The 19,657-nt window shown below is 43.5% G+C and carries 20 protein-coding genes and 3 tRNA genes; 19 read left to right on the forward strand and 4 right to left on the reverse strand.

What is annotated here, in order from left to right:
* Nucleotides 1-6 precede the first annotated feature (6 nt).
* From NO992_RS11445 to alr, 17 genes are all read left to right on the forward strand, one after another.
* A tRNA-Gly gene (locus NO992_RS11445) sits at nt 7-82 on the forward strand.
* Nucleotides 83-199: 117 nt separating this feature from the next.
* Nucleotides 200-275 (forward strand) — tRNA-Gly (locus NO992_RS11450).
* 117 nt (nt 276-392) lie between these two features.
* A tRNA-Gly gene (locus tag NO992_RS11455) sits at nt 393-468 on the forward strand.
* Nucleotides 469-674: 206 nt separating this feature from the next.
* Nucleotides 675-1,016 (forward strand): 30S ribosomal protein S6, encoded by a 342-nt coding sequence (rpsF, locus tag NO992_RS11460; protein WP_010368810.1) that lies wholly within the window; start codon nt 675-677, stop codon nt 1,014-1,016.
* A 38-nt stretch (nt 1,017-1,054) separates the two neighbouring features.
* The gene (gene priB / locus NO992_RS11465) at nt 1,055-1,384 is read left to right on the forward strand and encodes a primosomal replication protein N (RefSeq protein WP_010368809.1); all 330 of its coding nucleotides are present in this window, start codon (nt 1,055-1,057) and stop codon (nt 1,382-1,384) included.
* 11 nt (nt 1,385-1,395) lie between these two features.
* Nucleotides 1,396-1,623 (forward strand): 30S ribosomal protein S18, encoded by a 228-nt coding sequence (gene rpsR, locus NO992_RS11470; protein ID WP_002962753.1) that lies wholly within the window; start codon nt 1,396-1,398, stop codon nt 1,621-1,623.
* A gap of 35 nt (nt 1,624-1,658) precedes the next feature.
* On the forward strand, nt 1,659-2,111 hold the full coding sequence (gene rplI / locus NO992_RS11475; RefSeq protein ID WP_010368808.1) for a 50S ribosomal protein L9: 453 nt from the start codon (nt 1,659-1,661) through the stop codon (nt 2,109-2,111).
* 414 nt (nt 2,112-2,525) lie between these two features.
* On the forward strand, nt 2,526-2,939 hold the full coding sequence (locus tag NO992_RS11480) for a type IV pilin protein (protein WP_371377212.1): 414 nt from the start codon (nt 2,526-2,528) through the stop codon (nt 2,937-2,939).
* Complete coding sequence (locus NO992_RS11485; protein WP_010368806.1) at nt 2,923-3,381, forward strand: GspH/FimT family pseudopilin; 459 nt, start codon at nt 2,923-2,925, stop codon at nt 3,379-3,381. Before NO992_RS11480 ends, NO992_RS11485 begins: the two co-directional genes overlap by 17 nt.
* A complete protein-coding gene (locus tag NO992_RS11490; RefSeq protein WP_371377215.1) occupies nt 3,372-3,794 on the forward strand; it encodes a prepilin-type N-terminal cleavage/methylation domain-containing protein in 423 nt (140 codons plus the stop codon). The genes NO992_RS11485 and NO992_RS11490 overlap by 10 nt, the downstream gene beginning before the upstream one ends.
* Entirely contained in the window at nt 3,791-4,279 is a 489-nt protein-coding gene (locus NO992_RS11495) for a PilW family protein (protein WP_371377218.1), read from the forward strand. The genes NO992_RS11490 and NO992_RS11495 overlap by 4 nt, the downstream gene beginning before the upstream one ends.
* A gap of 4 nt (nt 4,280-4,283) precedes the next feature.
* Complete coding sequence (locus tag NO992_RS11500) at nt 4,284-6,026, forward strand: polymer-forming cytoskeletal protein (RefSeq protein WP_371377221.1); 1,743 nt, start codon at nt 4,284-4,286, stop codon at nt 6,024-6,026.
* A 205-nt stretch (nt 6,027-6,231) separates the two neighbouring features.
* A complete protein-coding gene (locus tag NO992_RS11505; protein ID WP_371377225.1) occupies nt 6,232-6,783 on the forward strand; it encodes an RNA polymerase sigma factor in 552 nt (183 codons plus the stop codon).
* On the forward strand, nt 6,776-7,255 hold the full coding sequence (locus tag NO992_RS11510; protein ID WP_017217223.1) for a hypothetical protein: 480 nt from the start codon (nt 6,776-6,778) through the stop codon (nt 7,253-7,255). Before NO992_RS11505 ends, NO992_RS11510 begins: the two co-directional genes overlap by 8 nt.
* 10 nt (nt 7,256-7,265) lie before the next feature.
* Nucleotides 7,266-8,204 (forward strand): DUF4097 family beta strand repeat-containing protein, encoded by a 939-nt coding sequence (locus tag NO992_RS11515; protein ID WP_349195108.1) that lies wholly within the window; start codon nt 7,266-7,268, stop codon nt 8,202-8,204.
* A 124-nt stretch (nt 8,205-8,328) separates the two neighbouring features.
* Nucleotides 8,329-9,708, forward strand: coding sequence for a replicative DNA helicase (gene dnaB, locus NO992_RS11520; RefSeq protein WP_039494088.1), 1,380 nt, complete (start codon nt 8,329-8,331; stop codon nt 9,706-9,708).
* 19 nt (nt 9,709-9,727) lie between these two features.
* On the forward strand, nt 9,728-10,810 hold the full coding sequence (gene alr, locus NO992_RS11525) for an alanine racemase (RefSeq protein ID WP_371377228.1): 1,083 nt from the start codon (nt 9,728-9,730) through the stop codon (nt 10,808-10,810).
* A 12-nt stretch (nt 10,811-10,822) separates the two neighbouring features.
* Here alr and NO992_RS11530 read toward each other — a convergent pair whose 3' ends face one another.
* The 4 genes from NO992_RS11530 to NO992_RS11545 form a co-directional block, all read right to left on the reverse strand.
* Entirely contained in the window at nt 10,823-11,254 is a 432-nt protein-coding gene (locus NO992_RS11530; protein ID WP_371377231.1) for a secondary thiamine-phosphate synthase enzyme YjbQ, read from the reverse strand.
* A gap of 23 nt (nt 11,255-11,277) precedes the next feature.
* Entirely contained in the window at nt 11,278-11,748 is a 471-nt protein-coding gene (locus NO992_RS11535; RefSeq protein ID WP_010368796.1) for a chemotaxis protein CheX, read from the reverse strand.
* Between the two features lie 80 nt (nt 11,749-11,828).
* Nucleotides 11,829-12,263 carry a zinc uptake transcriptional repressor Zur gene (zur, locus tag NO992_RS11540; RefSeq protein WP_010368795.1) on the reverse strand — a complete coding sequence of 145 codons (435 nt, stop codon included), beginning with the start codon at nt 12,261-12,263 and terminating at the stop codon, nt 11,829-11,831.
* Nucleotides 12,264-12,389: 126 nt separating this feature from the next.
* Nucleotides 12,390-14,852, reverse strand: coding sequence for an EAL domain-containing protein (locus NO992_RS11545; protein ID WP_371377234.1), 2,463 nt, complete (start codon nt 14,850-14,852; stop codon nt 12,390-12,392).
* 260 nt (nt 14,853-15,112) lie between these two features.
* Here NO992_RS11545 and ggt point away from each other — a divergent pair, with 260 nt between their 5' ends.
* Nucleotides 15,113-16,807, forward strand: a complete 1,695-nt coding sequence (gene ggt / locus NO992_RS11550) for a gamma-glutamyltransferase (protein WP_371377237.1) — start codon at nt 15,113-15,115, stop codon at nt 16,805-16,807.
* A 112-nt stretch (nt 16,808-16,919) separates the two neighbouring features.
* Nucleotides 16,920-18,935: an amidohydrolase family protein gene (locus NO992_RS11555; RefSeq protein WP_371377241.1), complete on the forward strand. Its 2,016-nt coding sequence runs from the start codon at nt 16,920-16,922 to the stop codon at nt 18,933-18,935.
* The last annotated feature ends 722 nt before the right edge of the window (nt 18,936-19,657 follow it).

Genomic DNA, 19,657 nt, shown 5'->3' on the forward strand with positions numbered 1-19,657 from the left:
CGGAATGCGGCACTAGCTCAGCTGGTAGAGCGCGACCTTGCCAAGGTCGAGGTCACGAGTTCGAACCTCGTGTGCCGCTCCAAACACTTGCTTTAGGTGTATAAACTAAAAAATGTGATGCGGCACTAGCTCAGCTGCAGTAGGTAATCAACGCGACCTTGCCTTTATTACCGACAACATAACGAGCTAACTATGGAATGCGGCACTAGCTCAGCTGGTAGAGCGCGACCTTGCCAAGGTCGAGGTCACGAGTTCGAACCTCGTGTGCCGCTCCAAACACTTACTTTAGGTGTATAAACTAAAAAATGTGATGCGGCACTAGCTCAGCTGCAGTAGGTAATCAACGCGACCTTGCCTTTATTACCGACAACATAACGAGCTAACTATGGAATGCGGCACTAGCTCAGCTGGTAGAGCGCGACCTTGCCAAGGTCGAGGTCACGAGTTCGAACCTCGTGTGCCGCTCCAACTCTCCTAAATATTCTTATTTTTCAATCATTCTAAAAACCCCTTGCAGATATAGCTTTATTCCACCAATTTTTCATAACAAACTGATTGCTTAATTTTAATGCTACGCGTAAAATACGCGCTCTTTCGGCCTTACTATTATCGTTCCTTGCCTTACCCCGACTGGCCGAAACGGGACAAGGCTATACTAACCGTAAGGAATATCCATGCGTCATTACGAAATCGTATTCATGGTTCACCCAGACCAAAGTGAGCAAGTACCTGGTATGATCGAGCGTTATACTGGTGCTATCACTGAAGCTGGCGGTACTATTCACCGTCTAGAAGACTGGGGTCGTCGTCAACTGGCTTACCCAATCGAAAAGCTTCACAAAGCACACTATGTTCTTTTGAACGTTGAAGCACCAACTGAAGTAATCAACGAGCTTGAAACTTCTTTCCGCTACAACGATGCAGTGCTTCGTAACCTAGTTATGCGTACTAAAAACGCGGTAACTGAAGCGTCTCCTCTTGCAAAAGAAGAGAAAAAAGAAGCAGCTTCTGCTTAATCGTTGTTGATTTCGGATTTGACTAACCTTTCGAGGTAATGGTGAGTAATCAGGTTGACCTGTATACCAATCAATATCTGCTTTCGGGCGTGATTTGTAAAACACCTAAATTTAGTCAAAGCCCAGCTGGGATCCCACATTGCATATTTGTACTTGAGCACAAATCAATGCAATTAGAGGCTGACCTTACTCGAAATGCCTACGTGCGTATTCAAGTGGTTGCCAGTGGAGAACAGTTCCGAAACCAAACTGAGCATTTATACGTTGGGCAAGCATTACAAGTTCGCGGTTTTATAAATCGCCACGAGAGCCGAAATGGCTTGAGTCAGCTGGTATTGCACGCACAACATATTGAAAGAATTAATTGAGGAAATTACTCATGGCACGTTATTTCAGACGTCGTAAGTTCTGCCGTTTTAAAGCGGAAGGCGTACAACAAATTGATTACAAAGATCTGGCTACTCTTAGAAACTACGTAACAGAAAGTGGCAAAATCGTACCTAGTCGTATCACAGGTACTAGCGCTAAATACCAGCGTCAGCTAGCAACTGCTATCAAGCGTGCTCGCTACCTAGCCCTTCTTCCATACACTGACTTACACAAGTAAGCAGCTGATTACTAGTTTTTAAAAGGTGTAGAGACATGCAAGTTATTCTACTAGACAAAATTGCAAACCTAGGTAGCCTAGGTGATCAGGTTAATGTTAAATCTGGCTTCGCACGTAACTTCTTATTCCCTAAGGGTAAAGCAGTTCCTGCAACTAAATCTAACATTGAAACTTTCGAAGCACGTCGCGCTGAGCTTGAAGCGAAAATCGCTGAAGAGCTAGTTGCTGCACAGGCACGCGCTGAAAAACTAGAAGCACTAGCTGAAGTAACTCTAGTTTCTAAAGCGGGTGACGAAGGTAAGCTATTCGGTTCTATCGGTACTCGCGATATTGCTGATGCTATCTCTGCAGTAGGTGTTGAGGTTTCTAAGTCAGAAGTTCGTCTACCTCTTGGTACTATCCGTGAGACTGGCGAGTTCGACGTAGCTATCCAAGTACACTCTGACGTTACAGCTACGATCAAAGTAATCGTAATTGCTGAAGCTTAATTTTTAATTGAGCTTAAAAAAGCCGTGTATTTTTATACACGGCTTTTTATTCACTTAATTTACCTAAATGATCCCGAGTTTCGGATAGTAAAAACCTAGTTAACAGATATTCTTAATACTATTGGTTTTGTTGGTATCCAACTTTTAGGTTGAATTAAGTAACCCCTCGAAGAAAATCATAATAATAATCTTATTCATACCAATTTAAGGTGTGACATGGATGATCCTCTCGCTCAAAGTTTGCCTTATATCAAAAGGCAATACTGCTGTAATGTGGTGTAATAAGTTTCCTTTTTAGAAACTTTCGCTCCATGTTATGTTTACATATTATAGGTTAGTCCTTTTCTTTGTCTTTTGTCTGTCATACAGTGGAATAAAATGACAGCGCTATCAATTTAGTGGTGGAATAATTAAATGTCTGTAAATAAAGGTTTTACGCTTACGGAGCTATTAATTGCCGTTGCAATAGTGGCGATCACAGCCAGCGTGGCATATCCGTCATATGTGGAATACGTTCAGGATGGACGTCGTTCGCAAGCACAGCAGCAAATGTTGGAAATGGCGGGGGTGATTGAACGCATATACAGCCGTAATAGTGGCTACCCTGATGCGAGTTTACTTACAGATCTGCCTGAATCTAAATTCTACACGTTTAAATATATTCCCACTGATAAACCAAATGGCGCAGTTGGGCAGTACCGTAATTTGGGATATCAATTTACAGCCACGCCAATAGTGGGAAAAGCACAAACGACTGATAAATGTGGTGTGCTAAGTATCAACCATCTTGGTGAACAAGGACCGAAGAACAATGATTGCTGGCAATAGACATTTAGGGTTTACCTTGCTTGAGCTGCTTATTGCCATGGCAATACTTGCAATTTTAGCTTCGATAGCTGCGCCAAGTTTTATAAAGCAAATTCAGCAAGACAGACTTACGACACATGCTAATCAACTGCAGGCGGTATATCGCTTGGCCCGCAGTGAAGCGGTTCGACGTGAGCAACAGGTATCACTGGTCGTTGAGGACAGTGACTGGGTTGTGAAAACCAATGAGAATGGTCAATTGACCGAAGTGGGGCGGTTTTCTATTAAGCATAGCTCGATAGAAGTGGCACTTGCTGACCAAGTTGTGCGTGAAAGTGGCGAAGTGCTGGCAACAAACAATATATTGATCACCGACAACATTACCGATACCCAGGATTATCGTTTATGTGTGCTGGTCAGTGGTCAAAGTTGGTTAGCTGAGGCGGAACAAAATTGCAGTTAAGTAAGGGGTTTTCTCTCATTGAGGTCGTGGTGTCGATGTTGGTGGCTGGGCTAATGTTGCTTGGTCTTGCTGCGACGCAGCTTAAGTCATTACAGTTTGCCTCCAATAGCTTTCAATACACGATGGCGTTAATTCATGGCCAGAATGCAATTGAGAGGATATGGCCTTTGTTATGTGAATTACAACATAACAACAATGATATGACACTCGCTAATCCGCTTATTCAACAGCTACATCCAACGGATAGTCGCTTTACGTTAGTGCTGCCTCCAATATATAGCAATAACATGCAGCTTACAGTGAGTTGGGAAGATAAACGGGTAAAAAACTCTGCTGAAAACCAAATTTCTTTGACTACCAGTTACCCAAATGTTGAGGATACTTGCGCTCCACCACCAGGAGGAGGCGTATGAAACAAATAAAGGGATATACCTTACTGGAACTCATGGTCGCGATGGTTGTGGGATTAGTATTAGTGATTGGGATTGCAACGTCATACACGTCGATAAAAGAAACGGTGACGACAAGCCAACAGCTGGCAACATCGCAAGAGATTGTTCGCTATACCAATCGAGTGATGATGCGCAGCATCAAGCAAACTCAGGAAATCCCTACTGTGACGGCGACCGATATTACGGTCCGGCAATTGGCTGGGGTGCCCGCTTGTGATGGCAGTGTCCCCACGGTTGACTACACTGAGCGCTATTTTTTACAAGATGGGTATTTAGTGTGCGATCGCGGCACTGGCGATATCAATCTTTTGAAAGGGGTAACTGGACTCGCGTTTGCAATCGATGCCAGTGGTCAGTTAATTACAGTCACAATACAAGGTAGTAGTTTTCCGACACAATACGGTACAGGCATACAGATGAATTTTTACGCTGGATTAGGTAGCTAATACAATGAAACAACAACAAGGTTTTACACTGGTTAAAGTGATGCTGCTCGGCGGCATGGCTAGCGTTGTGGTATTCGCTTCCCTCAAGGAAGGTGTTGTACAAGAAAGGTTAAGTGGTAACTTCCAAAAAGACATTAATGCAAGATTAGTGGCTGAACAAGGGATCAGAGAATATCGTCAAAAGCTGGATGCGGCGTTAAGTGGCAATCCACAAGATGTCAATGCGCTGATAAATGGTATTAGTAAAACAGGGAGTGGAACGATCTCTGATTCGCAATATCAGATCTCGGTTAATGCCAATGGCAATGAGTTTGAAATTGAAAGCTTAGGTCAGCGTCATGGTGATCACGCGAACCATCGGCTAGTTGCGCGCTTCGAGTTACAGCCAGCAGCGAAAGAGTCCATATTCCAAAATGCGGTTACTGGTTGTAAAGGTGTGAACCTATCTGGTAGTGGCTCTGTCGATAGCTATGACTCATCGAAAGGCACTTACGAAGAAACAAAAAGCCATGATGGTGATGTACACACTGTGGTGGGTGATGCAGATGTGGTGCTATCAGGTCACTCTCCGATTAAAGGCGATGTTGAAGCATCTGGTGTGATTTATTTAAAAGGTTCTTCACCGATTTTGGGTGACGTTAGATCAAATACTGGGGTAGATATTTCGCCGTCATCAAGTGGTATTCGAGTAGAAGGTAATGTCTACAGCCGCGGCTTTTTTACCCATAGAGGCGGCAAGATCCAAGGTTATGTGCGCGCCATGGGTGACGCGAAAATGGAGTGGGGCGCTGAGATCATCAACCAAAATGGCGATGCGTTCGATATTCAATATACTGGCAGTGGTCAATTTAAAGATACTGGCTTGCAAGTTCAAGATGGTGTGCATTACTCCGATGCTAAATTTAGAGTCGCTGATTTAGTGGTTGAGCCGGTAAAGGTGTACGATCCTGATTCTCCCGACTACGATCCTGCAAAGCCTAATAAAGAGTGTGATCCTTTGGCGTTACCCTTTAATATGGATAGCATTATCGATCCTCGTAATCGATTTACTCCTCTCAATGTAGGCGCGCAACAAATCTTACATTTTAAACCAAAACAGGCAGTGTATGAGCGTAATGGATCGAGCGTGTATGTTGCCAAAGAGCACACCATTTATTTATTCCAAGGAGTGGATCAAAACCTCGGCACAGCGACAGAAAAAACGCAGCTCGCGTTTCCATTTAAAGGGTTGAAGTTAGGATCTGATGGCAAAATCAAGATCTCAGGTGGCGATGTGATTTGGTTGATTGATGGTGACCTCACATTAACTGGTGACACCCATATCTGGATAGAAAAAGAAAGTTCTCTGACCGTGTTCACTACCGGCAAAGTTTCTATTGGTGCAAGTGCTAAGGTTATTGCTGAGCAAGAAGGCTTAACCAAGAACAGCAAACTGCCCGTGTTTAGCGTTTACTCTTCATTTGATGGTCCTAATGGTTTTGTATTTAGCGGCGCGTCTTCTTTATATGCTGCCATTTATTCACCGTTAACTTCTATTCTGTTGAACGGCAGTGGGCAATTGTACGGTACAGTTCGAGGCGCATCGATTACTGGTACCGGTGGTACAGGGATCCACTTTGATCAAGCATTAAAAAATGCAGGCATTGGTGTACAGCCGCCGGGACAAAAGCCGAAATTAGTCTTTAAGGGCTGGCACTATAAACCTTACCAAGTTGCCGACGAGAGCGAGGCTAACAGCGCTGAGTAACTTTCCTGAGTGGAGCGTCAGGCTCCACTTTTTGCTGCTAAATAAAAAAGTAAAATTTTTTCCAACCCTTTTAAACCATTTCTGATTTTATCTGCGTCTAAATAAGTACTTTATAAAAAGTAGAAATTGGCAATTGAGCGTTGGTGACTTTGTTTGTTCCATTCGATATGCGAAGATGAAGGAATCAACCCAAAGGAACAGACGCATGATAATTAATGCCAAAGAGGCATTTACACAAGAACAAACCGATGCGCTAGTGGCTAGGTGCCAGCAAGGGGACCAAGGTGCATTTCGCGAACTATTTGAGCAACATCACCATCGCGTATATGCATTATGTCTTAGATTGCTCGCTGAGCCCGCTCATGCAGAAGATGCATGTCAGGAAGTTTTTGTGCAATTGTGGCAAAAGATAGACCAATTTAAAGGGCAATCACAATTTACGACTTGGCTACATAGTGTGACCAGTAATATTGCTATCAGCTACCTTAGAAAGCAAAAAAACTGGTTACAAAAGGTCGTAAGCTTTGAACAATCCGGACTGGATGAGCAAGGAGCTGAGCAGCTAGGAGAGCTAAATGGCCTAGATAAACTCATTGTCAGATTGCCGGAACGTGCCAGGTTGGTCTTCGTATTACATGCTGTCGAAGGGTATCGCCACGAGGAAATTGCCAATATGTTAAACATGGCCGTAGGGTCGAGTAAATCGCAATATCACCGAGCACGTAACTTATTACAGGAGTGGTACAACAATGACTAAACCATCTTTTGATGAATTTATGCATACCGCACTGAATGACGAGCAGTCGCAGCCAAAGCCACAACGTGACTTATGGCAAGGCGTTGAGCGTGCAATCAATCAAGCACAACCGATGCAGTCGCCAAAGCAAAATAATTGGCAAAAGTTATCTGGTATTGCTGCGTGTACTATTGCGGGCTTACTCGCTTGGCAAGTCATTATGAATCAGCCTAAGCAAGACTCATTGGCTAATATTAGCGCTTTTTTTGAGCAGCAAAAGCAGTCTTTACTGGTTCAATATGAAACGCAGCCAGCGCTGACTTCTGATTGGCAGACACAATTGCAAGAGCTCGAGCAGGCGGAACAAGCGATTAAGCTGTCTTTAAAGCAAGATCCTGAGAACGCTGCGCTGTTAAAAATGTTAGCTCAGGTTTATCAGCAGCAACTCGACTTAATCAATAAGGTTCACCAACCTCGTTGGCAACAAATTTAGGAGAATTAGGATGAAAGCATTAATTATTAGCCTAGCGGCGCTACCTGCGATAGTGTTCGCCGGAGAATCTATCGATAAAGAACTGTCGGTTCCTGCAAATGGTAAAGTTGTCATCGAGAATCAGCGCGGTGACGTAACGATAAAAACATGGGATAAAAACGTTTTCAAAGTGACAGGCGAGTTAGACGATAAAGCCGAGGGTTATAAACTAGAAACCTCTGGTGAGGTAACCGAGTTTATCGTGAAGATGCCAAGACGCTATAAAAGTTGGGGCGGGGGTGATGGTTCTAAACTCACCATTACCATGCCTCGTAGCAGTGAATTGAATTTTGAAGGGGTAGTGGTTGACGTTGAGGCTGCTGATTTAACGGCGGGCGCCCGTATCAAAACAGTCAACGGTAATATTAAAGCGAGTAAAATCAGCGGCAAAATTGCATTAGAAACGGTAAATGGTGATATCGATAGTCGTGACTTAGATGGCAATATTCAGTTTGAAACCGTCAATGGGGACATTGAAGATATCGCTTCGAGCGGTAAACTAAGGTTTAACGCCGTTAATGGCGAAATTAAAACACAAACCACTGCAACCGAGCTGCGCTTGGAAAACGTCAACGGCGAAGTCGAGTTAAAGATGGCAGAGTTAAAAGACTTGCGCTTATCTACCGTTAACGGCGAAATTGCAGTATATGCGGCAAAGTTACTGGATAACGCCAATATAAATATGGACAGCGTTAGTGGCGATATTGAGCTTTATTTCCCTGCAGATGTATCGGCAAGGTTTGAAATCAACGCGCATTCAGGCGGCCATATCACCAATGAGCTAAGTTCAGATCAAGTTAAAAAAGCCAAATATGGCCCAGCTCGCTCACTTGAGTTTGTGCTTAACGGTGGTAATGCAGATGTAGAAATCGATACCGTTAGCGGCAATATTGAGCTAAAGCGTAACTAGTGAAGCAATAGAGCAGTAAGAACAGCAAAAGGCCAGAGTTTCCCCCAAACTCTGGCCTTTTGTTATTTGCACTTATGGGTAGACCAGATACAATAGAGGGCCTTCAATTTCTCAATGTTGTGATATGGCTAAACCAGATATACAAGTCGATACCTTAAAAGTTCCACCGCACTCAATTGAAGCTGAGCAATCTGTGCTCGGTGGCTTGATGCTAGATAATGAAGCCTTCGACCGTGTTGCGGAATTGGTGGTGTCTCATGACTTTTATACCAGAACCCATAAGCTGATTTTTGAAGCAATGGAAAAGCTGGTAGAGCTTAGTCAACCTATCGACTTAATCACGATTTCTGAGAATCTAGAAAAGAACAACCAGTTAGAAATCATAGGCGGTTTCTCCTATCTTGCTGAGATTGCTAAAAACACGCCAAGTGCTGCAAATATTGATGCATACGCGAGTATCGTACGTGAGCGTGCGGTTGTTCGCGAAATGATTGGTGTGGCGAATGAAATAGCAGAGGCAGGCTTTAATCCTGAGGGACGAGATAGCCATGAGCTGTTAGATTTAGCTGAGAGCAAGGTATTTAAGATTGCTGAGCAGCGCACTAAAAGTACTGAAGGTCCGCAGAGTATTCACAGCATCCTAGAAAAAACCGTTGATAAAATTGAAGAACTTTACCAATCTCCACAAGATGGTGTTACCGGGGTAAGTACAGGCTACGGCGACCTAGACAAGATGACGGCAGGACTACAGCCTTCTGACTTGATCATTGTTGCAGCGCGTCCGTCGATGGGTAAAACCACGTTTGCGATGAACTTGGCTGAGCATGCCGCGATGACGCAAGATAAGCCGGTACTGATCTACTCGCTAGAGATGCCTTCAGAACAGATCATGATGAGGATGCTCGCCTCACTCGGCCGTATCAACCAAACCAAGGTACGTACCGGTCAATTAGATGATGACGATTGGGCACGCCTGTCATCCACCATGGGCTTACTGATGGAAAAGGGCAAGATGTACATAGATGATGCATCTGGTCTAACGCCAACGGATGTGCGTTCACGCGCTAGACGAATTGCACGCGATCACGGTGGGATCAGCATGATCATGGTGGACTACTTGCAGCTCATGCGCGTACCGAGCCTTTCAGACAACCGTACGCTTGAGATTGCCGAGATTTCTCGTTCATTAAAGGCGTTAGCCAAAGAGCTGCAATGTCCAGTTATCGCGCTTTCTCAGCTTAACCGTACGCTAGAACAACGTGCAGATAAACGCCCAGTAAACTCCGACTTACGTGAATCAGGCTCTATCGAGCAGGATGCCGACTTAATCATGTTTATTTATCGTGATGAAGTTTACAACGACGATAGTCCAGACAAAGGCACGGCCGAAATCATCATAGGTAAGCAACGTAACGGTCCGATCGGTAAGGTTAGGTTAACCTTCCAAGGTCAATACTCTCGATTCGATAACTATGCGGGTCCAGCAATGGATGACGAATATTAACTGTCAATTGAGTAGTGAAATGCGACTAGCGAGTGCTGAAATAGATTTAACCGCGCTGAGAGAAAACCTACAGCTAACGCAAAAACTGGCGCCACAAAGTAAGATTATGGCGGTACTTAAGGCCAACGCTTATGGCCATGGTTTGGTTAAAATAGCTCAGCATTTGCAAGATGCGGATGCATTTGCTGTGGCGAGAGTTGATGAAGCGCTCGCGCTTAGAACAGGTGGTATTACTAAACCAATTGTTCTGTTAGAAGGTTTTTTTCATCCTTCTGATTTACCTATTCTACTTGCCAATAATTTGCAAACCATAGTGCATGACATTTCTCAGCTTGAAGCCATTGAGCGTGCTAATTTAGATGCGCCGCTCACCGTTTGGTTAAAAGTAGATACCGGTATGCATCGTCTCGGTGTTGAGCCTGAAGAGTTTGAAGCATTTTATGCCCGCCTTAAGCGCTCAAAAAATGTTGCTGATAAAATCCACTTAATGACACATTTTGCTTGTGCCGATGATATCAAAGACAATAAAACTGAAGTACAACAAGTGCTATTTAAGTCTTTAGTTGGCCAAAGTCACGCACCATTGTGTTTGGCAAACTCCGCGGGGATCATAGGTTGGCCTGAATCTCATGGCGACTGGATCCGCCCGGGCCTAATGCTTTATGGCGTTTCTCCTATGCTTGCGCGTGTGGGCCAGCAACACGGTTTAAAGCCAGTCATGCGCTTAACCACTAAAGTTATTGCCATCAAGCGGGTGAGAGCGCATCAAGCGGTGGGATATGGAGGACGTTGGCAATGTGAACAGGACACCTATCTTGCCGTTATTGGTGTTGGCTATGGAGACGGTTATCCCAGACACGCTAAAATTGGCACTCCAGTAGTTATTGGTAACCAGCGTTATGGCATAGTTGGTACCGTGTCTATGGATATGATCAGTGTGAATATTGGTGATAACCCTAATGGCATTCAAGTTGGTGACGAAGTAGAAATGTGGGGACCAAACCTGCCCGTAGAAGAAATAGCACAATGTGCAGGTACTATTCCATATGAGCTGCTGTGTAACGTCACCCCAAGAGTAAGCTACGAATACATCGAAGGCTAAGCGCTTGAGTGCCTAGCCTGTTCTGTCACCTTGAAGCGTTGCGATAACGCGTCTTGCACCGCCATGGTCACGATGCTCACCGAGATAAATACCTTGCCAAGTACCTAAATGTAGGCGGCCTTCAGAAATGGGAATGGTTACTTCACATCCTAAGGTGCTGGATTTGATATGTGCAGGCATATCGTCATCGCCCTCATAGTCATGGCGGTAGTAGCTTTGCCTCTCTGGTACAAAATGATTAAAGTGGCTTTCCATATCCATACGTACCGTTGGGTCGGCATTTTCGTTAATTGTTAGGCTAGCGGAGGTGTGTTGTATAAACAGGTGCAGCAGCCCTATACGATAGTCATGTAGTTCAGGAAGCTGAGAGATAATCTCGTCGTCTATCAAGTGAAAGCCTCGTTTTCGAGGCTTCAAGGTAATTTGTTTTTGAGTCCAACTCATAAAGTAACGTGTGTTTTTAACTGTTAGGCGAGTTTGTCGAAGCTGACTTCGATATTGGCATTACCGTCAGGAGAGGTGAATGGCATAATAAGTTTAGGGCCATCACATTTATGGGTGATGGTATGGCCTGGGCCTGAAACGACAACCGGTGTTGCCATATCAAACTCGTAGCCTTTTTCGCCGAGCAGGTTTTTAGCACCGCCAGTGACCATGTTGGTGATTTCACCAACCATATCAGTGACGTCTTCATTAATGGAATCAGGGCGCTCACCAAGCATACGCTCCATAATGGTTAGCGCTAGGCTCTCCTCAAAGGTGATCGAAAATGACCCTTTCGTTTGTGGACCAACCATGCCAATCAGACCCGATACATCACCTTGTGCGACTTCGTCTTTCTTCACTTTTGGCTTACCCGGCGTCAATTCTGTTTGCGCCATTGTAGCCAATACATTGATTAGAGATGATAAAAAGGGGTTGATGAACTCTACATTCATATGGACTTTCCCTTACGCATTTTTAATAAATTAGTGTCGCTCTTAGTGATAAGTGTAGTGGGCTTTTTTGCTCACTGCACTTAATCTTTACATTTTTCGCAACGGCCATGAGCCTCGATGGTTTGCTCTGTAACCACAAATCCGGTTTCTGCAGCTAGGCTGTTCAGTTCATGCGAGATCGTGTTTGAGTGTAACTCTTGAACGTTACCGCAACTATCACAGATCAGTAACTGCACTGGATGTGTGTGGTCGAAGTGATGGCAAAGCATAAACGCATTAGTACTTTCAATTTTATGGATAAAACCCAACTCAGAAAGAAAGTCTAAGGCACGATATACGGTAGCGGGTTTTGCAGCCGCTTCCGTCAACTTGAGCTCTTCAAGTAAGTCGTATGCGCCAACGCCACCTTGTTTAGAGGCGAGTAGTCTAAATACTTTTTCTCTAATAGGAGTAAATCGTGCACCACGGTTGTCACATACTTGCTTGGCTTTGCTAACTAGTAACTCTATATTCATGATTCAAAATCCTTACACTGCCTTGCAATACTAACATATTATTTTTATTAGTCTTGTGTTTACCCTGATTTATTATCTCAAGTGGATATTCGGGCGCGATGTTACTTTTAAAGTTTGTTTTTCTTGCTAAGATGAGCGCTTAACTGGTTCGATCTTAGTATGGTAAAAGGTTTCAAATTGTGCTGCAGAAAGCGGCTTGCTGATCAAATATCCTTGACCAAAATCACACTCCAGCTCCTGCAATAAACGCAATTGCTCAAGCGTCTCCACGCCTTCGGCGACTACCTTCATCGATAAATTATGCGCCATGGCAATAATCGTTTTAACTAACGCTTTAGATTCGTGAGTGGTGAGCATATCGCTGATAAAACTGCGGTCTATTTTGAGTAAATCGAAGGGGTAATGACGGAGATAGTTCAGTGATGAATAACCCGTACCAAAATCATCCAAAGATAATTTAAACCCTAACTGATGTAATTGGGTTAAGGTCTGTTTTACCTGTGCCTGCCCTGAGATCAGTACGCCTTCCGTGATCTCCAGTTCGATAAAACGATTGGCAATCGGGATATCTTTTACCAATAGCTCGATCTGTTTCAAAAGGCTTGGGTCTTTAAACTGCCTAGGTGATAAATTGATTGCGATACGGATGTCGGAGTTTAAGTGTTGCTGCCATTGGTGTGCTTGGTTAATAGCCGTTGAGAGCACAAACAATCCGATGTCGATGATCAAACCGCTTTGTTCCGCAACGGGAATAAACTCCGCAGGAGGGACATTACCCAGTGTTTTACTGTGCCAGCGGAGTAAAGCTTCCGCGCCAAATACATCACTGTCTTCAATATAAAATTGAGGTTGGTAAAACACTTCTAACTCGTTTTCATTCAGTGCTACGCGTAGTGCTTCCTCAATTTCAATGCGCCGAGACAGCTGTTGGCTCATCTTTTGATTAAATAGACAGTAGTTGTTGCGACCATTACTTTTGGCATTATACATTGCGGTATCAGCGCAGCTAAGTAACTCTTGGGGGGAGCTCGCGTCTAAAGGATAGATAGCAACACCTATACTGACTGAAATATTAAAATCTTTATCGTCGACAATAATGGGATGATGAAAAAGTTTGATGAGCATATCGGCAACTGAGGTAATGTCTGCAGTATGTTTAAATCCTCCCATCAACACAATAAACTCATCACCACTAAGACGTGACACGGTATCTTGCTCACGTAGCGATTGCTTGAGCCTTTCTCCTGAAGCGATGAGAATTTGATCGCCCGTTTCGTGTCCGAGTGAATCATTGATCCTTTTAAAATCATCTAAATCAATAAAAAACACTACCGCAAGTTCATCGTTGCGTTCGGCATCAAACAGTTGCTGCGCTAGCCGCTCCATCGCTAAAAAACGATTTGGTAAGTCGGTCAATGAGTCATAAAAAGCGTGATGTAAAATGACTTCTTCTTGACGCTTTTTCTCGGTGATATCGCGCACTGCGATTACCAGTTGATCTGTTCCTGGAATAGGGGATAAGCGAGCTTCGAATAGCTTCGCTTGAGCAGCAATTGTCAGTGGATATTCTATTTGGGTTAATTGATGGCGCTGATTGGCAGACTTGATTGCTTGGCTAAATTGTTTTGCTGCATGGGAGGGCAGTACCTCCGCCATTTTCTTGTTGATAAACTGCTCAGGCGACATGTACAAGTCGTCTGATTTTCCGGTATGGCATTCTAATATGATGCCGTCCGTATTGATTATAAAGAAAATATCCGGTAAAGCTTCAAAAACACTATTAATAAGAGCGTGTCGACGCTGTAATTCTTGGGAGCTTTGTAATTGTTGTTGCCAGTTTTTCTCTAACGTTTGTGCCATAACATTGAATTGCTTGGCTAGGACTCCAAGCTCGCCATGTCCCACGATGTCGGCTCTACTGCTCAAAGACTTAGTGGATAATGCATCGCCTACTTGGATCAGCCTTTTGATTGGTTTATGAATGAAGTAATGGGTGAAGCTTAGTAGCGCGATAATGATGAGTATTAAACATACCGTCAGAATACTCGCCTTCGTTATCAATTGTTGCCTTAACGAAAGAAAAACGGTGCTTACGTCATAAATTGCAATCAGCCTAACTACATCCGCGGACTTAACGACGGGCAGTTTAGGTGAAATGGGAATGGCAGCGAGAAAGTGCTGCAGATTAGGGTCAAATGTCACAGTGAGATCAAGAGTGCGTAGTGTTGTTGTGGCTTCTGCCTGACTGATAACTTGATTAAATACTTGTAGTCCAATCGCTGAGTGTTGGGTTTCGTTGATGAGCGTTTCTCCTTGAATAAGGAAGAGCGCTTTATATTTACTGTCAGAATAATAATCCTCGAGGGTCAGGCTAACTTGATTATTGTTGCCCTCCACAAACTCAGTAAAAAGATGTTTACCTAAATGGGTTAAATTTTGTTTTAGTTTTGTCTCATGGCTTTCGAGCAGCATGTCTCGTTGGTTAACATATGAAATGGAGACAATAAGAGACGAGATCACCAAGCCACAGAGTACTGTGCCCCAAGTCAGTGTTTGTTTTAAATTTATAGAAATAACCCGATTACTCATAAATAACCAATTCAATTACCCCGATCCCGTTGCGTTTATTTTTTCCTGCAGAGCACTTCAACATTAGTGTAGTCCAGCTGCAAAAACCTGTATCAAATTTGGGCGAATATTCTCGTGGTAGAGCGAGTACTATGACAATGGATTGTTGAGTTTTCGCATTAGGTCCAATCTCGTTTTCTTTCGCTTTGACCGCAAATGAATTGCTGTAAGCAATTTGGCTTTTTATATTGGTTAAAAAGAAAACAACAAAAGAGAAAATAATGAATAAGGTAGTTAAATGCACGCTGGTTACTATGCTTTGTGCATCAGTAAGCTCAGCGGCTCTCGCTTATGACAGGATCACGGGAAAAGCTTTCGCTAGTCGTTCTGAGGTTATTGCCACCCAGGGCATGGCGGCAACTTCTCAACCACTGGCAACACAAGTTGCAATAGAGGTATTGAAGCAAGGCGGAAGCGCCATAGATGCTGCAATTGCAGCCAATGCCATGCTTGGCTTAGTGGAGCCTACAGGTTGCGGTATTGGTGGCGACTTATTTGCGATTGTGTGGGACGCGAAGCAACAAAAGTTATTTGGTCTCAATGCTTCGGGGCGCTCACCAAAAAGCCTTTCGCTAGCAAAATTACAGCAGCAAGGCGATACAATTCCAAGCTATGGGCCGCTTCCTGTTTCTGTCCCCGGTGCGGTCGATGGTTGGTTTGAACTACACAACAAATTTGGCAAACTGCCAATGAAACAGTTACTTCAACCCAGTATCGACTACGCTAGAAGCGGCTTTCCAGTTTCTGAGTTGATTGCTTATTATATGCAGCGCTCGGTGTCGGCTCGTGAGCAATATGCCGGATTTAAAGAAGTATTTATGCCTGATGGGGAAATGCCTAAAAAGGGGGAGATATTTAAGAATCCGGCACTCGCTAATACCTATGAGTTACTTGCAGATAAAGGCCGCGATGCTTTTTATAAAGGCGAAATTGCTAAAGAAATTGACCGTTACATGAAGGCAAATGGTGGATACTTAAGTTACCAAGACTTGGCTGAGCACCACAGTGAGTGGGTTGACCCCGTAAGTGCTGATTATCGCGGCTACACATTATGGGAACTACCTCCCAATGGTCAGGGCATTGCCGCCCAGCAAATTCTCAATATTTTAGAAGGCTATGATATCAAGGCAATGGGATTCGACAGCCCAGAGTATATTCACACCTTTGTTGAAGCAAAAAAACTAGCCTTTGCGGATAGAGCAAAATACTACGCCGATCCAGACTTTAATGAGATACCAGTCGCGACACTTATTTCGCAAGCATATGCAGATAAAAGACGCGCATTGATTGATCCAAATAAAGCAGCAAAACGCGATCATGCAGGTCCTGTAGAAGGGGACACCATTTATCTTACGACTGCCGATAAAGAAGGGAATATGGTGTCGCTGATCCAAAGTAATTTCCGTGGTATGGGCTCGGGTATGACTCCAGCTAAACTTGGATTTGTCTTGCAAAATAGAGGCGAGCTATTTGCGTTAGATAAAAACCATTACAACGGTTATGCGCCGGGAAAAAGACCTTTTCACACCATTATTCCTGCCTTTGTCACAAAAGATGGTAAACCATGGATGAGTTATGGCGTGATGGGAGGCGCTACTCAACCGCAAATGCATGCCCAGATCCTGATTAATATGATTGATTTTGGTATGAATCTACAAGAAGCGGGCGATGCGCCTAGAATTTTGCACAGTGGTTCATCGCAACCAACCGGTGAAATCATGACTGATGGAGGGTATGTCAGTCTCGAGTCTGGTTTTTCCATGGAAACCCGTAGAGAGCTGATAAAAAAGGGTCACAAATTACAAGAAGCAGTTGGTCCCTATGGCGGTTATCAAGCGATTATGCGAGATGGTAAAACTGGAGTGTACTACGGTGCATCCGAAACAAGGAAAGATGGTCAAGCAGCAGGTTACTAAAAGCCTGTTTGAGTGGTGAAATGAACACGAATTGTAACAGTTAAAGCACTTCGCTTTTTGTTATCTTGATGTAATATCATTGTTGTTAAACGGAAATGTAAGGAACAAGAACATGACAAAAATAATAACAAAGCGAAGTGCCTTGTCGACGCTCGTTGCGGCGCTTTTAACTACTCAAAGTTGGGCGGTATTTGCTGACACCATTACCAATAATGTTTACTCAGAAAAAGGCTTAGCGGGCACGCTAACCCAAGAAAAAATCGACGATCAAAACTATAAAGCTAAAATTGAGTTCGGCTGGAACAACCGTCGGATCTTAATTGATGAAACCTTAAAGTTGAATGAAAAAGGACTACCCATCAATTTTAGTCTTAAAGGGCGTTCTGCTTTTGGCTCCGCAATTGATGAAACGTTTAGCTATAACAGAGGCATTGCGCAGTGGAAAAGTGTCAATGAATCAGGCATTAAGGCTGACGCGACACTCGATTTCTACGTACCGTCTAATAACCACCTTGCACTAGATAACGCGACGATGCGTTATGTTCTAAAAAATAATAAATACGAATTAGATGTTTACCCTCAAGGTAAAATGCTTATCGAAAAAATGAAGACGATGAAGTTGGGGGAGCAAACCGTTCATCTATTAGTAACGAGTGGTCTTAGTCTTACTCCTAATTTTGCATGGTATGACGACGATGGTAACTACTTCGCACAAAGTTGGGGATCAATGTATGTCTTGCGTGACGGCTATACCAAATCACAGTTCGAAGAGCTCGAGGCTATCCAAAAACAAGCCGAACAGCAGTATTTAGAAAACCTCGCTAGCAAGCTGACACATGATGTCCCTGCATTACTGATTGAAAATGTTGCCGTCTTTGATGGTGAGCAGAAAAAACTGCTGAAAAACCATGATGTGTTAATTAAAAATGGCAAGATTGTAGAAATAACTAAACATATTAAAAAACAAAATGGCGTAGCTAGCCTTGATGGAAAAGGGAAAACCTTGATCCCAGGGCTTTGGGATATGCACGGTCATTTATCAAAAGATAACGGTATTCTTAATATTGCGAACGGTGTTACCAGCGTTAGAGATATGGGGAACGATCATGACAATATTATGGAAATTGAAGCGCTCTTTAATACTAACCAAGTGCTGGGTTCTCGCGTGTACCGTGCTGGCTTTATGGATAAATACAGCGAAAACTCAGCTGGCTTAAGTGTAAAGTCACTGGAAGAAGCGCTTGAGACGGTCGACTTCTTTGCCGATAATGGCTATGTTCAAGTGAAGCTATATTCTTCTATCGATCCGAACTGGGTAAAGCCTATTTCTGAGCGTGCGCATAGTCGTGGATTGAGACTTAGCGGTCACGTGCCCGCGTTTATGACGGCAGAGCAAGCCATTGCAAATGGCTATGATGAGATTCAGCACATTAATATGCTGTTCCTGAATTTCCTTGCGGGTGAAGAAGTGGATACCAGAACACAAAAACGGTTTTCACTGATGGGAGAGCAAGCGTCAGGTTTATCACTCGATAGTCCACAGATGAATGCGTTCATTAAGCTACTAAGCGATAAGCGCATCGTTGTGGATCCTACTGTATCTACATTCAGAAGTTTATTGATGGCAGAAGATCAAAAGATCAATCCAGAATATGCTGCTATTTCAGAGCATATGCCAATTGCATTCGCTCGTGGTTTAAAAGGAGCTGAGATGCATGTTGATGAACAGTTTAAGCTGAGCTACCAAGAGTCGGGTGAAGCGATGCAACAAATGCTGAAAAAGCTCTATGACGCTGGTGTTCCAATGGTACCTGGAACGGATAACATTGCAGGCTTTACCTTGATCCGTGAGCTTGCGCTTTACGTTGATGCGGGTATTCCTGCGGCTGACGTGCTGAATATGGCAACGCTAGAGAGTGCCAAATTGATGGGCGTCGCACATCAAACCGGTTCAATTGCCAAGGGTAAAGTAGCAGATTTAGTGTTGATCGACGGCGATCCTCTTAAGGACATTACAGCACTGCAAAAAGCGACATTGGTGATCAAAGGTGAGCAAGCGTTTAAGCCTGCTGAAATTTACCAAGCGATTGGAGTGAAGCCGTTTACTACCTCACCTTCGCTAAAGTAATATTAAGCACATTACAAAAGTAATAGTTTGATGCTGTAAGACCAGTGCAAATAAATATAAAACTTGCACAGGTCTTACTTTCGTTACCTCGATATCAGGCTAAATTGTATTTCTGAGTTTTATCAAAAATGTTTCTAAAACAGAGGCTTGTTCAGTAAGTGAACAAATCGTTCTGACTTTCCTGTTACTACCTAATAAAAAGTTCCTAAAAGCGGTTCGGTGTAATCTTGTGTAATGGATAAATTTACTTTTTTGTTAATAAAGCGGTTTATTTATCAGTTTCTTGTGCTAGCCTTTTTCAGTACAGATCATGAGTCGTTGATGTGAAGCCACACAAATTGTGTGTGTTTTACCAGCTTAAGTATGGTCTTTTTTATAACTCTATTTGAGACTTTGATGTCGTCACCCTCGCTACAAAGATGGTAAAAAAGTTGCCATATTCAAGCGTTAAAGTGACAGTGAGTGATTACAGCAATGTTGTATGCATGCTGCAAGCAAATAGCAAAAGGTGCTGTTGATTAACTTGGCTCGCGGTTTTAGCGGTTAGTTAACCTTTATAGATATACCCTACAAACGTTCTCCTACTTAAGTGGGTACTGTGTTTGTTGCGGTTAAGTAATTGATTGGTTTTTTACAACGTTACTGATGGTTAACTGTCGCAAGCCAAATTGATACTGCTCGCGCTGTTGCCAAAGGAATCCCAACCAAGTTATGGGGATGGC

Origin of the sequence: Pseudoalteromonas sp. DY56-GL79 (assembly GCF_041414765.1) — a bacterium.
GTDB lineage: Bacteria > Pseudomonadota > Gammaproteobacteria > Enterobacterales > Alteromonadaceae > Pseudoalteromonas > Pseudoalteromonas piscicida.

Bases quoted from the DNA above. Each gene is read 5' to 3' on its own strand.
- rpsF (WP_010368810.1), top strand. From the start codon at position 675: ATGCGTCATTACGAAATCGTATTCATGGTTCACCCAGACCAAAGTGAG.
- priB (WP_010368809.1), top strand. From the start codon at position 1,055: ATGGTGAGTAATCAGGTTGACCTGTATACCAATCAATATCTGCTTTCG.
- rpsR (WP_002962753.1), top strand. From the start codon at position 1,396: ATGGCACGTTATTTCAGACGTCGTAAGTTCTGCCGTTTTAAAGCGGAA.
- rplI (WP_010368808.1), top strand. From the start codon at position 1,659: ATGCAAGTTATTCTACTAGACAAAATTGCAAACCTAGGTAGCCTAGGT.
- NO992_RS11480 (WP_371377212.1), top strand. From the start codon at position 2,526: ATGTCTGTAAATAAAGGTTTTACGCTTACGGAGCTATTAATTGCCGTT.
- NO992_RS11485 (WP_010368806.1), top strand. From the start codon at position 2,923: ATGATTGCTGGCAATAGACATTTAGGGTTTACCTTGCTTGAGCTGCTT.
- NO992_RS11495 (WP_371377218.1), top strand. From the start codon at position 3,791: ATGAAACAAATAAAGGGATATACCTTACTGGAACTCATGGTCGCGATG.
- NO992_RS11500 (WP_371377221.1), top strand. From the start codon at position 4,284: ATGAAACAACAACAAGGTTTTACACTGGTTAAAGTGATGCTGCTCGGC.
- NO992_RS11505 (WP_371377225.1), top strand. From the start codon at position 6,232: ATGATAATTAATGCCAAAGAGGCATTTACACAAGAACAAACCGATGCG.
- NO992_RS11510 (WP_017217223.1), top strand. From the start codon at position 6,776: ATGACTAAACCATCTTTTGATGAATTTATGCATACCGCACTGAATGAC.
- NO992_RS11515 (WP_349195108.1), top strand. From the start codon at position 7,266: ATGAAAGCATTAATTATTAGCCTAGCGGCGCTACCTGCGATAGTGTTC.
- dnaB (WP_039494088.1), top strand. From the start codon at position 8,329: ATGGCTAAACCAGATATACAAGTCGATACCTTAAAAGTTCCACCGCAC.
- alr (WP_371377228.1), top strand. From the start codon at position 9,728: ATGCGACTAGCGAGTGCTGAAATAGATTTAACCGCGCTGAGAGAAAAC.
- NO992_RS11530 (WP_371377231.1), bottom strand. From the start codon at position 11,254: ATGAGTTGGACTCAAAAACAAATTACCTTGAAGCCTCGAAAACGAGGC.
- NO992_RS11535 (WP_010368796.1), bottom strand. From the start codon at position 11,748: ATGAATGTAGAGTTCATCAACCCCTTTTTATCATCTCTAATCAATGTA.
- zur (WP_010368795.1), bottom strand. From the start codon at position 12,263: ATGAATATAGAGTTACTAGTTAGCAAAGCCAAGCAAGTATGTGACAAC.
- NO992_RS11545 (WP_371377234.1), bottom strand. From the start codon at position 14,852: ATGAGTAATCGGGTTATTTCTATAAATTTAAAACAAACACTGACTTGG.
- ggt (WP_371377237.1), top strand. From the start codon at position 15,113: ATGAATAAGGTAGTTAAATGCACGCTGGTTACTATGCTTTGTGCATCA.
- NO992_RS11555 (WP_371377241.1), top strand. From the start codon at position 16,920: ATGACAAAAATAATAACAAAGCGAAGTGCCTTGTCGACGCTCGTTGCG.